At 59.8% G+C, this 14,683-nt stretch carries 14 protein-coding genes and 4 tRNA genes; 13 read left to right on the forward strand and 5 right to left on the reverse strand.

All coding sequences use genetic code 11. The annotated features are described in order from the left end of the window. The first annotated feature begins 11 nt into the window (after positions 1-11). The 3 genes from CKW11_RS22515 to CKW11_RS22525 all read left to right on the forward strand — a co-directional run bounded on the left by CKW11_RS22515 (position 12) and on the right by CKW11_RS22525 (position 3,552). The gene (locus CKW11_RS22515) at positions 12-323 is read left to right on the forward strand and encodes a cupin domain-containing protein (RefSeq protein ID WP_095139449.1); all 312 of its coding nucleotides are present in this window, start codon (positions 12-14) and stop codon (positions 321-323) included. Between the two features lie 105 nt (positions 324-428). Further along, positions 429-1,580, forward strand: a complete 1,152-nt coding sequence (locus CKW11_RS22520; protein ID WP_095139450.1) for a TDT family transporter — start codon at positions 429-431, stop codon at positions 1,578-1,580. 97 nt (positions 1,581-1,677) lie between these two features. Then, on the forward strand, positions 1,678-3,552 hold the full coding sequence (locus CKW11_RS22525) for an MFS transporter (protein WP_095139451.1): 1,875 nt from the start codon (positions 1,678-1,680) through the stop codon (positions 3,550-3,552). Positions 3,553-3,650: 98 nt separating this feature from the next. Here the strand turns inward: CKW11_RS22525 and sugE are convergent, their stop codons facing one another. The 3 genes from sugE to rdgC form a co-directional block, all read right to left on the reverse strand. Continuing rightward, entirely contained in the window at positions 3,651-3,965 is a 315-nt protein-coding gene (gene sugE, locus CKW11_RS22530) for a quaternary ammonium compound efflux SMR transporter SugE (RefSeq protein WP_095139452.1), read from the reverse strand. 119 nt (positions 3,966-4,084) lie between these two features. Further along, positions 4,085-5,050, reverse strand: coding sequence for a bile acid:sodium symporter family protein (locus CKW11_RS22535; RefSeq protein WP_095139453.1), 966 nt, complete (start codon positions 5,048-5,050; stop codon positions 4,085-4,087). Between the two features lie 146 nt (positions 5,051-5,196). Further along, positions 5,197-6,117 carry a recombination-associated protein RdgC gene (rdgC, locus tag CKW11_RS22540; RefSeq protein ID WP_003223096.1) on the reverse strand — a complete coding sequence of 307 codons (921 nt, stop codon included), beginning with the start codon at positions 6,115-6,117 and terminating at the stop codon, positions 5,197-5,199. Between the two features lie 158 nt (positions 6,118-6,275). Here rdgC and CKW11_RS22545 point away from each other — a divergent pair. From CKW11_RS22545 to CKW11_RS22560, 4 genes are all read left to right on the forward strand, one after another. Further along, a tRNA-Val gene (locus CKW11_RS22545) sits at positions 6,276-6,351 on the forward strand. Between the two features lie 19 nt (positions 6,352-6,370). Next, a tRNA-Asp gene (locus CKW11_RS22550) sits at positions 6,371-6,447 on the forward strand. Between the two features lie 200 nt (positions 6,448-6,647). After that, positions 6,648-6,723: transfer RNA gene (locus CKW11_RS22555), tRNA-Val, on the forward strand. A gap of 19 nt (positions 6,724-6,742) precedes the next feature. Beyond that, positions 6,743-6,819, forward strand: a tRNA-Asp gene (locus CKW11_RS22560). Positions 6,820-7,020: 201 nt separating this feature from the next. Here the strand turns inward: CKW11_RS22560 and CKW11_RS22565 are convergent. Next, positions 7,021-8,187, reverse strand: coding sequence for a catalase family protein (locus CKW11_RS22565; RefSeq protein WP_095139454.1), 1,167 nt, complete (start codon positions 8,185-8,187; stop codon positions 7,021-7,023). Beyond that, on the reverse strand, positions 8,184-9,992 hold the full coding sequence (locus tag CKW11_RS22570; protein WP_095139455.1) for a di-heme-cytochrome C peroxidase: 1,809 nt from the start codon (positions 9,990-9,992) through the stop codon (positions 8,184-8,186). The genes CKW11_RS22565 and CKW11_RS22570 overlap by 4 nt, the downstream gene beginning before the upstream one ends. Before the next feature lie 270 nt (positions 9,993-10,262). On the opposite strand from CKW11_RS22570, the gene CKW11_RS22575 reads away from it, so the two are divergent. The 6 genes from CKW11_RS22575 to CKW11_RS22600 all read left to right on the forward strand — a co-directional run. Continuing rightward, positions 10,263-10,979, forward strand: a complete 717-nt coding sequence (locus CKW11_RS22575) for an FKBP-type peptidyl-prolyl cis-trans isomerase (RefSeq protein WP_007950433.1) — start codon at positions 10,263-10,265, stop codon at positions 10,977-10,979. Positions 10,980-11,273: 294 nt separating this feature from the next. Further along, entirely contained in the window at positions 11,274-11,729 is a 456-nt protein-coding gene (locus tag CKW11_RS22580; protein ID WP_095139456.1) for a YkvA family protein, read from the forward strand. 112 nt (positions 11,730-11,841) lie between these two features. Further along, positions 11,842-12,183: a helix-turn-helix domain-containing protein gene (locus CKW11_RS22585; protein ID WP_027613366.1), complete on the forward strand. Its 342-nt coding sequence runs from the start codon at positions 11,842-11,844 to the stop codon at positions 12,181-12,183. Beyond that, the gene (locus tag CKW11_RS22590) at positions 12,180-12,551 is read left to right on the forward strand and encodes a hypothetical protein (RefSeq protein ID WP_003223109.1); all 372 of its coding nucleotides are present in this window, start codon (positions 12,180-12,182) and stop codon (positions 12,549-12,551) included. The genes CKW11_RS22585 and CKW11_RS22590 overlap by 4 nt, the downstream gene beginning before the upstream one ends. After that, positions 12,552-12,950: a sel1 repeat family protein gene (locus tag CKW11_RS22595; protein WP_095139457.1), complete on the forward strand. Its 399-nt coding sequence runs from the start codon at positions 12,552-12,554 to the stop codon at positions 12,948-12,950. 246 nt (positions 12,951-13,196) lie between these two features. Further along, positions 13,197-14,683 (forward strand): DUF6531 domain-containing protein (locus CKW11_RS22600; RefSeq protein ID WP_256582122.1); only part of this gene is annotated, 1,487 nt, incomplete at its 3' end.

Genomic DNA, 14,683 nt, shown 5'->3' on the forward strand with positions numbered 1-14,683 from the left:
CGGATCGACCGATGAAGATTATCCGCAGCAAGTCGTTCACCGCCGAGCGTGCCTGGGGTGCACTGGACATTGCCAACATGAACGGCATCACCACGCGTCTGCACTGGACTGATCAGCCGTACAAATGGCACGTCAACGATGGCGAGGAAGTGTTCGTGGTGCTCGATGGGCAGGTGCAGATGCACTATCGCGAACGGGGCGAAGAAAAACAGGTGCTGCTTGAGGTCGGCGACATCTTCTACGCCTCAGTCGGCACCGAGCACGTGGCGCATCCGAAGGGCGCGGCGCGGATTCTGGTGATCGAGAGCGAAGGCAGTGTTTGACTGCTTATCTGTAAAGTAGATAACAGATAGAGAAATTACCCGTTATATAGATATTCGATTCGGTTCTACCATGGGCTCAACCTCACAAGAGGACAGGAGTTCATGATGACTTGCCCCAACATAGCCAAACCCGGCATCAAGCCGTTCAGCCAGCTTCAGCATCCGCGTGAAGTGATCCGTCAGTTCACCCCGAACTGGTTTGCCGCGACCATGGGTACCGGTGTGCTGGCCCTGGCCCTGGCGCAATTGCCGGTGGCGATCCCCGGGTTGCACGCGGTGGCCGAAGGGTTGTGGCTGTTCAACATTCTGTTGTTCACCCTGTTTACCTTCGCTTATGCCGCGCGCTGGATTTTATTCTTCGATGAAGCGCGGCGGATCTTCGGCCACTCCACCGTATCGATGTTCTTCGGCACCATTCCCATGGGCCTGGCGACCATCATCAACGGCTTTCTGCTGTTCGGTCTGCCACGCTGGGGTGAGGGGGTGATTCATCTTGCCGAAGTACTGTGGTGGCTCGACGTGGCGATGTCGCTGGCCTGCGGCGTGTTGATCCCCTACATGATGTTTACCCGCCAGGAACACAGCATCGACCAGATGACCGCGGTCTGGCTGTTGCCGGTAGTCGCCGCGGAAGTGGCAGCGGCCAGCGGCGGCTTGCTCGCGCCGCATCTGGCTGATGCCCACGCGCAACTGGTGGTGCTGACCACCAGCTACGTGCTCTGGGCATTTTCCCTGCCGGTGGCGTTCAGCATTCTGACCATCCTGCTGCTGCGCATGGCCCTGCATAAACTGCCCCACGAAAACATGGCCGCTTCGAGCTGGCTGGCCCTCGGCCCGATCGGTACCGGTGCGTTGGGTATGTTGCTGCTGGGCGCTGATGCACCGGCGATCTTCGCTGCCAACGGCCTGCCGGGTATCGGTGAAATCGCTGCAGGCGTAGGGCTGGTCGCCGGTATCACCCTGTGGGGCTTCGGCTTGTGGTGGATGTTGATGGCGCTGCTGATCACCGCGCGTTACCTGCGTGACGGCATCCCGTTCAACCTCGGTTGGTGGGGTTTTACCTTCCCGCTGGGCGTGTATTCGCTGGCGACCCTCAAGCTCGCCAGCACGCTGAACCTGGATTTTTTCAGCGTGGTCGGCTGCATGCTGGTGAGCCTGTTGGCGGTGATGTGGCTGATCGTCGGTAAACGCACCGTGCAAGGCGCGTGGCGCGGGGAGTTGTTTGTCTCGCCGTGTATTGCAGGTTTGAAGCAATAACCTGAAAAGTTTAGGTAAGGTGTGGCCTGGATCGCCGATCGAGATTCCAATAAGCAGATCCAGGCCATTCTCTACCGACCTCAGGGAAACACGGAAGATGAGTCACCCCTCACAGTTCAACCTGCTTCGCACCCGGCGCTTCCTGCCGTTTTTCATCACGCAGTCGCTGGGCGCGTTCAACGATAACGTGTTCAAGCAGTCGCTGATCCTCGCCATTCTGTATCGGCTGACCATCGAAGGTGACCGCTCGATCTGGGTCAACCTGTGTGCGCTGCTGTTTATCCTGCCGTTCTTCCTGTTCTCGGCGCTCGCCGGGCAGTTCGGGGAAAAATTCGCCAAGGACGCGCTGATCCGTCTGATCAAACTCGCGGAAATCGCGATCATGGCCGTAGGATCGATCGGCTTTCTGTTCGATCACCTGTCGCTGATGCTGGTGGCGCTGTTTGCCATGGGCACGCATTCGGCGCTGTTCGGGCCGGTGAAGTATTCGATCCTGCCGCAAGCGCTGCGTGAGGATGAACTGGTCGGCGGCAATGGTCTGGTGGAGATGGGCACGTTCCTGGCGATTCTCGCCGGGACCATCGGCGCCGGGATCATCATGTCCTCGACGCATTACGCGCCACTGGTGTCGATCGCGATTATCGGCATTGCGGTGCTCGGTTATCTCGCCAGTCGCAGCATTCCGCGCGCTGCCGCCGCATCGCCGGAAATGCGCCTGAACTGGAACATCTTCAGCCAGTCCTGGGCCACGCTGAAGCTCGGGCTGGGCCAGACGCCTGCGGTGTCGCGCTCGATTGTCGGCAATTCGTGGTTCTGGTTTGTCGGGGCGATTTATCTGACGCAGATCCCGGCCTACGCCAAGGAATGGATGCACGGCGACGAAACCGTGGTGACGCTGATTCTCACCGTGTTCTCGGTGGGGATTGCGCTGGGTTCGATGCTTTGCGAGAAGCTCTCCGGGCGCAAGGTCGAGATCGGTCTGGTGCCGTTCGGCTCGTTTGGTCTGACCGTGTTTGGCCTGCTGCTGTGGTGGCATTCCGGGGGAATCCCGGAGAGCGTCACCGGCCACAGCTGGATCGAAGTGCTGGGCTTTGCGCATACTTGGGCGGTGCTGGTCGACATTCTCGGCCTCGGCATTTTTGGCGGTTTCTATATCGTGCCGCTGTACGCGTTGATCCAGTCGCGCACCGCCGAAAACGAGCGGGCGCGGGTGATTGCCGCCAACAACATTCTCAACGCACTGTTTATGGTGGTCTCGGCGATCGTTTCGATCGTGTTGCTGAGTGTGGTCAAACTGTCGATTCCGCAGCTGTTCCTGGTGGTGTCGCTGCTGAACATCGGCGTCAACGCCTACATCTTCAAGATCGTCCCCGAGTTCAGCATGCGTTTCATGATCTGGCTGCTCAGCCATTCCATGTACCGCGTCGAGCACCGCAACCTTGAGGCGATCCCGGACGAGGGCGCGGCGCTGCTGGTGTGCAACCACGTGTCGTTCGTCGATGCGCTGCTGATTGGCGGTGCGGTGCGTCGGCCGATTCGCTTTGTCATGTACTACAAAATCTACAACCTGCCGGTGCTGAACTTTATCTTCCGCACGGCGGGGACGATTCCGATTGCCGGACGCAACGAAGACATCCAGATCTACGAAAAGGCCTTCACCCGGATTGCCCAGTATCTGAAGGACGGTGAGCTGGTGTGCATCTTCCCCGAAGGCAAGTTGACCACCGATGGCGAGATCAACGAGTTCAAGGGCGGGCTGACGCGGATTCTCGAAGAGACGCCGGTGCCGGTGATTCCGCTGGCGTTGCAGGGGTTGTGGGGGAGTTTCTTCAGTCGCGATCCGAACAAGGGGGTGTTCAAGCGGTTGTGGTCGCGGGTGACGTTGGTGGCGGGTTCGGCGGTCGAGGTTGAGGCGGCGCAGCCGGCGAAATTGCAGGGGATGGTGGGGGCGTTGCGCGGGGCAGTCAGATAGTTGTTACCTGATATGGCCCCATCGCGAGCAGGCTCACTCCTACATTTGAAGCGCGTACCCTTGTAGGAGTGAGCCTGCTCGCGATAGAGGCCAGTGGCCTAAGCGCTGACCTTGAGGCCAATCAATCCGGTAACGATCAACGCCACACTGGCCAGCCGAATCAGCGCCATCGACTCACCAAACAGAATGATCCCGGCAATCACCGTGCCCACGGCACCGACCCCGGTCCAGATCGCATAAGCCGTACCCAACGGTAATTCCTTCATTGCCAGACCCAGCAGGCCAAGGCTGATGGCCATGGCCGCAACGGTCAGGACGGTGGGGAGCGGGCGGCTGAAGCCGTCGGTGTATTTCAGGCCGACGGCCCAGCCGACTTCGAACAGGCCGGCGAAAAACAGAATGATCCAGGACATGAGAGACCTCCATCGATTGACGGGGCCGTCCCCGGATTGATAACTCGATCGAGCCGCAGGGTCGTCCCCGCGTAGCGCAACAGTCTGCCGAGCATCAACCCGGGGATCAAGTTTCCCGCTCAGTCGGCCGGCTGCTGTGCCAGCGTTTCACGGTCTTGTTTCTCGCTCATGCGCCGGAACCAGGTCGAAAGCAGCGCCCCGGAAATGTTGTGCCAGACGCTGAACAACGCGCTTGGCACTGCCGCCAGCGGCGAGAAGTGAGCACTGGCCAGAGCGGCACCCAACCCCGAGTTCTGCATGCCGACTTCCAGCGCCAGCGACTTGCGCTGCGCCAACGGCAACTTGAACAGGCGTCCGGTGAAGTAGCCCAGCAAATACCCGAAGCTGTTGTGCAGCATCACCACGGCCATGATCAGCAGGCCGGATTCGGCGATCTTCGTCTGACTGGCGGCCACCACGGCGGTGACGATGATCACGATGCTGACCACCGACACCAGTGGCAACACGTCCACCGCGTGGCGCACCTTGTCGCCGAGCACGCGTTGCGCGATCACGCCGAGCACGATCGGCAGCAGCACCACTTGCAGGATCGACCAGAACAATTCCATGAACGACACCGGCAACCACGCCGAAGCCAGCAGCCAGATCAGGGCCGGGGTCAGCAGCGGGGCGAGGAGGGTGGTGACGGCGGCAATCGCCACCGACAGCGCCAGATCACCGCGGGCCAGCCAGGTCATGACGTTGGAAGAGGTGCCGCTTGGGCAGCAGCCGACCAGAATCACCCCGACCGCGATTTCCGGCGGCAGATGGAAGATCTGGCAGAGCAACCACGCCACACCGGGCATGATCACGAAATGCGCGACCACGCCCAACGCCACACGCCACGGATGGCGGGCGACGGCAGCGAAGTCATCGAGTTTGAGGGTCAGGCCCATGCCGAACATCACCAGCCCCAGCAGCGGCACGATCGCGCCCTTGAGGCCGAGGAACCACGCCGGTTGCAGAAACGCGATCACGGCGAAAATCAGAACCCAGTAAGCGAAGGTGTTGCCGACAAAGCGGCTCAGTGCAGCCAGTGCGCGCATGGCCTGATCCTTATTATTAGTTACACCACAAAACCAATTGTGGGAGCGGGCTTGCTCGCGAAAGCGGCGGGTCAGCCAAGTTAATGTTGAATGACACACCGCTTTCGCGAGCAAGCCCGCTCCCACATTGGGATTTCACAAGGGTTTTAGATCCCCTGCGGAGTCTCTTCACCGCCCAACGCTTCCACCAGTGCCGGCAGGAAGTCGCCGAAGGTCAGCATCATCAGGGTGAAGCTGGCGTCCAGTTGGCCCAGGGCCTCGTCGCCACCGTCCTGTTCCGCCTGATCCTGCAGCAGGTCTTCGAACTTCAGGCGTTTGACGGTCATCTTGTCGTCGAGCATGAACGACAGTTTGTCCTGCCAGGCCAGCGACAATTGGGTGACTACTTTGCCGGTGCTCAGGTGCAGCTGGATTTCTTCGCTGGTCAGGTCCTGACGCTTGCAACGCACGATGCCGCCGTCTTCGTGGGTGTCGCGCAACTCGCACTCGTCCAGCACGAAGAAGTCCGGGGCCGCTTGCTGGGTGGTCACCCACTCGGTCATCACCGCGGTCGGTGCGGTTTTCACGGTCAGCGGACGCACGGGCAGGGTGCCGAGTACTTCACGCATTGTGGAAAGCAGGTCTTCGGCACGTTTCGGGCTGGCCGAGTTGACCAGAATCAGCCCCTGTTTCGGCGCGATGGCGGCGAAGGTCGACGAGCGGCGGATAAAGGCGCGCGGCAGAAATGCCTGGATGATTTCATCCTTGATCTGATCGCGTTCCTTCTTATAGACCTTGCGCATCTGCTCGGCTTCGATCTCTTCGACCTTTTCCTTGACCGCGTCGCGCACGACGCTGCCCGGCAGAATGCGTTCTTCTTTACGCGCAGCGATCAGCAGGAAGTCACCGCTGACGTGCACCAGTGGCGCATCTTCGCCTTTGCCGAACGGCGCGACGAAACCGTAGGTGGTCAACTCCTGGCTTGCACATGGACGCGCCAGTTTGGTGGCCAGTGCAGTTTCCAGCGCCTCGGCATCGACAGGCAGGTCTTGGGTCAGGCGATAGATAAGCAGGTTTTTGAACCACATGGGGTGAGTCTCTCCTTTATACAAAGGGGGCATTATTGTCTTCGCCGGGTCATAGGCCAACCCTTCTCTAAGCCTTTGGAAGGCCTGAGAAAATTAATTAAAAAAGTGCTTGCCAGAGGTTGGGTCGCTCCGTAGAATGCGCGCCACACCGAAGCGAAGGGTGATTAGCTCAGCTGGGAGAGCGTCTGCCTTACAAGCAGAATGTCGGCGGTTCGATCCCGTCATCACCCACCATTCGTTTCAAGTGTTTAGCGCAGCGGTAGTTCAGTCGGTTAGAATACCGGCCTGTCACGCCGGGGGTCGCGGGTTCGAGTCCCGTCCGCTGCGCCATATTCGGTAACCTGGACCACTGAACGCCAGGTCACCACGGAAAAACCCGCTGAAGCGGGTTTTTTTCTGTCTCAAGTTTGTACCTTGTTCCATCGGGTTTGTGTCGTTTCACCGGTTTTCGGATTTTTTTGAAAAAAAACTTCAATTAAATCAACACATTACGAAAACTTGTGGCATAATGCGCCCCGTAACGAAGCGAAGGGTGATTAGCTCAGCTGGGAGAGCGTCTGCCTTACAAGCAGAATGTCGGCGGTTCGATCCCGTCATCACCCACCATTCGTTTCAAGCGTTTCGCGCAGCGGTAGTTCAGTCGGTTAGAATACCGGCCTGTCACGCCGGGGGTCGCGGGTTCGAGTCCCGTCCGCTGCGCCATATTCGGTCACCTGGACCCACTGAACGCCAGGTCACCACAGAAAGCCCGCCAAGTGCGGGCTTTTTGCTGTCTGCGATTTGTGAAATCACTCGATCTCCCCTGTAGGAGCTGCGGCACGCTGCGATCTTTTGATCTGGCTTTTAGAGATCAAAAGATCGCAGCCTCGTTTCACTCGGCAGCTCCTACAGGGGTTGTGATTCTCACTGTTCGGCATTGCGGCTATGCCGATAATCGCTCACCGCCTCATACACCGCTTTGCGCAAGCGGTTGATCCCGCCAATCGGCCGATGCGCCTCGATACCAAACCACGGGTTGAACGACAGGTTGTCACACGTCAGATTCAATGCCGGTGTGTCGAAGTCCTGCGCAGGCAGGGTAATCCGCGCCACGGTTTCGAACGGTGAATCCTGCTCGCGCCATTCGATGCTGGTGTCCTCGATCGGCATGTACTTGTTCGCATCCTGACGCTGAATCTGCAGCGCAAAACACGCCGGCACCCGATCCGTCGACAGTTGCTGGTTCAAGGCGCTGCGCAGGAAATTCGGCAGGTCGTGGTTTTGCGGGGGCAGGGCATATGCCGGGCAATTGTCCGGATCCGGCGCAACGCGAAACTTTGCATTGGCCTCACCGAACTTGTAGGGCGATACCGAAAAGTACGCAGTCCCGGTCGGGCTGTCCGGCGCTGGCGACAGGGTCGCCAAGGCGATGAACAGGTGGCGGATCTGCCAGGTGCGCGGATCCCAGCCAGGAAAGAACGCCATGATCTTTTTGCCATCAGCCTGAGCCGCCACATTCTGACGATACTCGGCGACATCGCTGACAAAGAAATTCGGGTGGCTGAACATCACGAAGTCTTGCTCGCGGCGCTGCTGACGGTCGCCGAGCAATGGTTTGCCGGGCACATCGAGCAGTTTGATCGCCATGCCCCGAGCGTCGCGGATGCTGTCGAACTGCGGGTAGGCGTTGCCATTGGACAGGCGAATCATCGCCTGCCAGGTTTTGCCCGGTTCGCTGAACACCCCTTGGCGCAACGCTGGTGCCAGTTCCGGCAGCACCGTCACTTCGGCTTTCACGCAACCATGGGCCTTGGCATGCGCGTCACGCAGATAGCGCGTGCCTTCGCGGTGCTGATCGACGATGCGTACGGCGGTCTGGATCACGTCCTGGGTCATCGCCGCTTCACCGGCGGGAATCTGTTCCTGCGCCGACACCGGGCCACGCTGCTGCCAGGCGAACCACGCGCTGGCGATGGCCCAGCCCAGCAGGCCGACAATCAGTAATGCTAGCAGGGCTTTGCCTAGCAGGCGCCCCAGCCACAACCAGACGCGGGCGAACATCGACGGTCTTTTATACGGGGCGATCCTCATGGCAATTGCGCCTCCAGTGGTCCGCCCAGTACTTTCAGGTATTCCAGCAAGGCCCAGCGCTCCTCTGGTTGCAGCAGTCGGCCGATGACCCCATTGCCGCGCTCGCCGGCGCGGAATTCATGACCGCTGTTGTGGTTGCCGCTAATCCGCGTGTCGAACAGAAAGCCATTAGTAAAGGCTTCGGTGCGATACCCCAGATGGCGCGGGTCGTATTCGAACGAACCTTTATAGAACGTCGTGGCGCGCTCATCCTGTGGTGACAGCAGTTGATAAATACTCGGTACCGAACCGTTGTGCAGAAACGGCGCGGTGGCCCAGATGCCGGCCAGCGGCCTGGCCTTGTACGCGACCTTTTCGCGCACGCCGATCGGCAGGCCGAAGCCGTCGAGTTGTGGCTTTTCCTGCAGGGTGACGCCAGCCTCGCGATAGGCGCGTTCCCCGACGAACGCGGTGACGTAGGCCAGGCCCTTGGCCACCGATAACTGGCTCAGATTCAGTGGTTCGGTGGGCGTCGGATGCAACTTCACATCCATCTGCTCCAACTCCTTCAGGTCCCATTGCAGCGGCGACAGGTCGAAACGGTGGGTGGCAATGTTGGTCGCGGCATTCGGATCGGTGCCGATCACCTCCACCGGCAGCATGTGCAAATGCTGCACCCAGCGCTCGCCCTCCTGAGTCTTGCGCGGCACGTGGCAACCGGCGCAGTTCTCGGCAAACAGCGCGCGGCCCTTGGCGGCCAGCGGTTTGTCGATGGCGCCCAGGACATCCTCCGGCCAGGCCGGCGGTTGCAGGCGTTGCAGGGTTTCTTCGATTTCATGCAGATCGCGCACGCGCACACTTGAGGCATAACGCGCATCGCCCTGTAGTGGCTGGCCGTTGCTGTCGAAGAAATTCAGCGTGGCGCCGACCCCCAGTGCCTCACCGATATTGCGCGCCATCGGTTGCTGCGCCGAGCCGTTCCACTGCACCCAGTCGAACGTCCACATGTCCCACAGTTGCGGGTAGTCCACCGGTGCGTTGGCCACGCGGTAGTTGGTGGGGGAGATCGCATCGCCGAAGGTGGCGTTGGCGATGCGTCCGAACGCATCGGTGCGCCCCGGGCCTTCTTCGGTCGGGTAGAGGCCGCGATGCGTGTCGTTCCATGCGACTTTGAGGAAGGTATTCAGCGATTGCTTGAAGTCTTTGCGCAGTTGCTCGTGGCGTTTCTCGTAGTCATCGCCCAGAACATTTCTGGCGAAGCGCTCGAATTTCCACGGGTTGTAGTAAGTCGAGGCCAGACTCGCGACCAATGCCTGTCCGAAACTGCCACCGCGTAATGTAGGAACACTGGAAGGCAAGACATGCTGCGCCGAACCGCCGTCAATTCGTACGGCCTGGCCGTTGAAGCGCAATTCGCCGGTGTGACAGGCGGCGCAGGTGATATCGAGATATTGCTCCGTGCCGCCGGGGTTCGGGTGGCGGGTGAAGCCGACCGGCAGATTACCGGGGTTGTTCGACGTGGCTTTCTGCTGTGGATCAACCAGAAAACCGAAGCGTGCGAGGTATTCCGGGGACGCGAAACGCTGCTGCGAGAAGGGCAACTCCAGCGCCTGGAACCATTCGTAGCGCAGGCCTTTGACCTGCGTGCCTTGCGGGGTGAAGTAGTAGGTCTGGCGTTCCTCCTCGCTCCACTGCTGCAGGTAATGCACCTGTTGGGCGGGGGTATAGAAGGGCAATTTCGGATTGGCGACGTAGTACAGAACCACTGCCAGGGCGAGGCCCAGCAGCACAATGATCAGTGCCAGCACACGGTATAAGAGGCGCAAGATAAACATCCTTGTCGAGTTGTTGCCTCGTTATGCCTCAGCTATTGCTGGTGCGGCAAGTGGCCATTACGCCAACTGTCGTAGGAAGTCTCATCAGTCGTTGTCAGCTCCAGATGACAGAAGCTTCATCGTCCCTTGGCCCGAATGCGTTTTAATCCCTGAACTTATCAGACATTTCCTGCTCTCATGCCGGTAGCCATTGGTCGTGGCGGCCTGATAAGCTCGCGGCTTTACTCGATTGCCCTTTCGGCGCATGAACAAGGAAATAGCATGAAACAGCATCGGTTGGCGGCGGCGGTAGCCCTGGTTAGCCTGGTCCTAGCGGGTTGTGATTCGCAGACCAGCGTAGAGCTGAAAACCCCGGCGCAAAAAGCTTCCTACGGTATCGGCCTGAACATGGGCAAGAGCCTTGCTCAGGAAGGCATGGATGATCTGGACTCCAAAGCGGTAGCCCAGGGCATCGAAGATGCCGTTGGCAAGAAAGAACAGAAGCTGAAAGACGAAGAACTGGTTGAAGCCTTCGCCGCGCTGCAAAAGCGTGCTGAAGAGCGTATGGCCAAGATGAGCGAAGAGTCGGCAGCCGCCGGCAAGAAATTCCTCGAAGAAAACGGCAAGAAGGCCGGCGTGACCACTACTGCTTCCGGTCTGCAGTACGAAGTGGTCAAGAAAGCCGACGGCCCACAGCCTAAGCCTACCGACGTCGTGACTGTTCACTACACCGGCAAGCTGACCAACGGCACCGTGTTCGACAGCTCCGTTGAACGCGGCAGCCCGATCGATCTGCCGGTCAGCGGTGTGATTCCGGGTTGGGTTGAAGGTCTGCAACTGATGCACGTTGGCGAGAAGTACAAACTGTACATCCCTAGCGATCTGGCTTACGGCGCGCAATCGCCAAGCCCGGCAATCCCGGCCAACTCGGTTCTGGTCTTCGACCTGGAACTGCTGGCCATCAAGGATCCAGCCAAAGAAGACGCCGCCGCCAAGTAATCGGCTGTAGCTTCGACGACAACGCCTCGCTTATGCGGGGCGTTGTTGCATCTGGAGGAAGCTGGCGGTAAACAGAGCGAACGGATGGCGCTTACAGCAGTCCTAGAGATTGAGGCCGCCAGCGCTAGACGCCCTGAGCCGCCAAGTCAATGAAATATTGGGGTTTTTTATGTGAGTAAAAAACGCCCGATCTGAGCGCGGCCCTTATAAAACGGGGCTTGCAGCGCTGAAATGCAGCTCTGTTCACAAGGTTATCCACAATTTGTGTGGATAACATTTCAACGGGAGAAATAGATGAAAGCGCCGTGGAATTTCGCCCGATTTCTGCCCCTCGCCGGTCGATTGCTGGCGCGTGGCCGTCTGCCGACTCTGTTGTTCGCGGTGGCGAGCAAAGGTGCCGCGCAGGGTAATCGTCTTGGCAAACTCAAGGATGATCTGCGCTTGCTCCAGGCGCTGTGCCTGGCTTACTGGCGTGGCGAATACCGGGCGATCAGCCCGAAAGCCATCGTCTCGGTGGTGGCGGGCCTGATGTATTTCCTCAGCCCGGTGGATGCTATTCCGGATTTCATCCCGATGTTCGGTATGCTCGATGACATCGCTGTGCTGGCCTGGCTGATGAAAACCCTCGACGACGAACTCGCTGCGTTCCGCCTCTGGCGCAACCGCCAGCAGCCGGAAAAACTCGCGGTGGTCGAGCGCCTGCCTGATACCCCCGAGCAACTTCAGCTTCAGGGCCCGAAAAAGCCCTGATTCACTTCGCCTGCAGACAGATAGATACCCCCCGCGACCTTGGCCGCTGTTAGGATTACACTTCTAGGGAAAAGTGCCGACTCGCTAAGTGTTGTTGTCCTACGGGGTAGTCATGGATATTCAGATAATTGCACGCGATGGCGAACCCGAATATGCGGTTCTGCCATGGGTTCAGTATCAGGCTCTACTGAAAGCAGCAGGCATCAACGAAACACCGCAGCAGCAGGCGCCAGCGCCGGCCGCCGCAACGCCAGACCCGATTCTTCCAGGTCTGGATCAACTACGCAGTTTGCGCGAAGGGAAGGGCATCGCCATTGAGGCGCTTGCCCGCACGGTAGGCATCAGCCCGTCTTATCTGGCCATGATCGAAAGCGGCGAGCGTCAACCTGACGCCGCGATTCGTCGCAGCCTGGCCTGGGAACTGACGGTGCCGGGTTGGAGGGATGAATCGTGAGCGTACGCATCAGTCGTCAACATTGGGACGGATTGCTGGGGGAGCTGGATCAGGCGCGCAGGCAGCGCCATCTGTTGACCTATCGAGCCTTGCTCGAACGTTTGCAACTGCCGACGCCGGCGATGCAGACGCTGACCGCGGCACTTGAGCATCTGGCCGCACTGGACGCCAAGGCCGAACAGCCATTGCGCAGTTCGCTGGTAATCAGTCAGGGGGCCAGCCGCTTGCCACGTACCGGCTTCTTTGAATGTGTCGAGCGTCTTGGACGCTTTTCCGGGCCGTCCGATGGCGTTGCGGCTGCCTCCTGGCATGCGTCGGAAGTGGTCAGGGTTTTCGAATACGAGTACCCGGAATCGGCGGAGGCCTGAGTGTTCTTACGACTCAAGGCGTCGGCCAGTTACTGGTTGGCCCGTAGGCTGTTTCACTGGCCGTGGTTTGTTCGCCAGCCCAGAGGCTGGCGCTGGCTCGAAGGGCAGTTTGCGCGCATGGCCAATCTTGGCGATGTCGGCGCGCAAAGCTTTTATGGACACATTCTGACGTTTCGCGGGGTTGGCCTGGGTGCCCGTGAAGAGGGTGTGCGGCTGTTGCGTCTGGCGGCGCTCGCCGGCGATGGCAAAGCGGCTTATCAAGTCGGCGTGATCAGCTTGGCCGGTACTCCGAGCAAAGCGCCGGACCCGGCAGAAGCGGCGCGCTGGTGGACGCTGGCCGCCAAGGCCGGTCACCCGTTGGCCGAGCTCAAGCTCAAAGAGTTGAGCGCTCGGGATTAAACCCGGCAAATCATTTTGTATCGCTCGATAAACGTGGCGTGAGGGAAACCTCACGCCACGTTTGCGTTTATCGCCATACGTTTTGTAGTAATTGGCCTTTTGCAGATTAGTCCTACAGCAAACGCCTACTCGCCTGACTTCTTTCCTGATTGATCCCCCGCAAAGTCCCCGCGCCTAATTTTTGCGCGAGGGAACGCTCATGTTTGACCCGGTTTTTCATTCCACCCCGCATCGTTGCGCGCGCTGATGGAAGCCGTCAGCCGTATCGAGCAGGAACTCGACAGCTTTCCCGACACCCTCAGCCTCTATCGCCAGCAACTTGAACACTGGCTCAGCGGAGCGGCCGACCAGGTCAGCCACGCGGCGGATCTGCCGTCGCTGATGGGCATGGAGCGGGTCATCCGCTTTGGTGATCGCGTCACCGCGGTCAGCACGGGCGACAGTGAGTTTGCCTCCGGAGTCGTGCAGTGCCCGAAAAACGGGGTGCTGGCGATCGAGAGCAAATTCGAGTCGGTGTACGACATTCCGCTCGGCGACATCGTGGTGGATGTGGTCGCGGTGGATGATGGCCAAACCTCCCCCGTCGCACTTGATGCGCAAGGCCGGGGAACATTCAGCGGTACGCCAGGCAAGTTCTATCGCGTGCAGGTGCACAGCGACGTTACCCCGGAGCAGATCGAGGCACTGTTCAAGTCCTACGACGGCTTGACCGGCGAGCTGGATGGCTGGCTGCGCAGCGAGTGGCAGGGGTTCAAGCCGCAGTGGTCGCAGTCGGTGGCGACGGCGGTGGGCAACGGCATGCTCGCCGGGAGTTGGACGGCGATCGAGGGGGTATGGGACAGCATCGGCATGCTGTCGGAGATTCTCAAGGATCCAGGAGCATTTGCTGAGAGGCTCGGAAGCGGCGCGGCCGATCTGATCCGCCTCGCAGAATCAGCTCCGGATGTCATGCAAAAGCTGCAGTTGCTGGTCAGCGATGAGGCGGCGCTGTGTTTGCTGCTGCGCAGTGCGAGTCTCTGGATGGAGATGCTGCCGCCCAGTCAGATCGCCGGCAAAACCGCTGAAACGGCGTCGATGATGATCGTGCAGGTGCTGATCGATGTGCTGATCGGCGTTGTGTTGACATTCGTCGGGGCTGGCGCAGGAATCGCTTATCTGACGCTACGCCTGGCGGATCGCGCCGCCCAGTTGCTCTCGGTTGTGAAACGCCTGGTCAAGGCGATGTTCGGCATCGTCAACACGTTCATTCATTACGTTGACCAGTACAAAACTGTCGCCGCGCGGGGCATTGCCGCCGGAGTGAAAAAGGGCCGCATGCAACTGCGCTGGGATGCGAAACGCAATGCCGCCCTGAAGAAAAACGAGCATCACGACGACGCTCCCGATCAAGCGCAAAACCCCAACGGCGACAGCGCCGACTGCGCGCCGCTGACCTGCACCAACGGCTGCCCGGTGTCGATGGTCACCGGCGAAGAACTGCTGACCCTGAGCGATGGCACGCTCGATGGCTTGCTGCCGTTCGAGTTCATCCGGTTGTACCGCACCAGCGCGGTGGAGATCGATGTCGGGCTGGGGTTTGGCTGGAGCCATTCGCTGGCGCATCGGTTGGAGTTTGATGGCGATGCGGTGGTCTGGGTCGATCACGAGAACCGCCGCACGCGGTTTCCGTTGCCCAGCGTTGAACGCCCGGCGATTCACAACAGCCTGTCGCGGGCGGCGATTTTTCTCGGGGA

The organism is Pseudomonas sp. Irchel s3a10 (assembly GCF_900187525.1).
GTDB classification, from domain to species: domain Bacteria; phylum Pseudomonadota; class Gammaproteobacteria; order Pseudomonadales; family Pseudomonadaceae; genus Aquipseudomonas; species Aquipseudomonas koreensis_G.

Excerpts from the sequence above, each read along its gene's own strand:
- CKW11_RS22535 (WP_095139453.1), bottom strand. The coding sequence starts at position 5,050 with ATGCGCGCACTGGCTGCACTGAGCCGCTTTGTCGGCAACACCTTCGCT.
- CKW11_RS22565 (WP_095139454.1), bottom strand. The coding sequence starts at position 8,187 with ATGAGGATCGCCCCGTATAAAAGACCGTCGATGTTCGCCCGCGTCTGG.
- rdgC (WP_003223096.1), bottom strand. The coding sequence starts at position 6,117 with ATGTGGTTCAAAAACCTGCTTATCTATCGCCTGACCCAAGACCTGCCT.
- CKW11_RS22525 (WP_095139451.1), top strand. The coding sequence starts at position 1,678 with ATGAGTCACCCCTCACAGTTCAACCTGCTTCGCACCCGGCGCTTCCTG.
- CKW11_RS22575 (WP_007950433.1), top strand. The coding sequence starts at position 10,263 with ATGAAACAGCATCGGTTGGCGGCGGCGGTAGCCCTGGTTAGCCTGGTC.
- CKW11_RS22515 (WP_095139449.1), top strand. The coding sequence starts at position 12 with ATGAAGATTATCCGCAGCAAGTCGTTCACCGCCGAGCGTGCCTGGGGT.
- CKW11_RS22520 (WP_095139450.1), top strand. The coding sequence starts at position 429 with ATGACTTGCCCCAACATAGCCAAACCCGGCATCAAGCCGTTCAGCCAG.
- sugE (WP_095139452.1), bottom strand. The coding sequence starts at position 3,965 with ATGTCCTGGATCATTCTGTTTTTCGCCGGCCTGTTCGAAGTCGGCTGG.
- CKW11_RS22580 (WP_095139456.1), top strand. The coding sequence starts at position 11,274 with ATGAAAGCGCCGTGGAATTTCGCCCGATTTCTGCCCCTCGCCGGTCGA.
- CKW11_RS22585 (WP_027613366.1), top strand. The coding sequence starts at position 11,842 with ATGGATATTCAGATAATTGCACGCGATGGCGAACCCGAATATGCGGTT.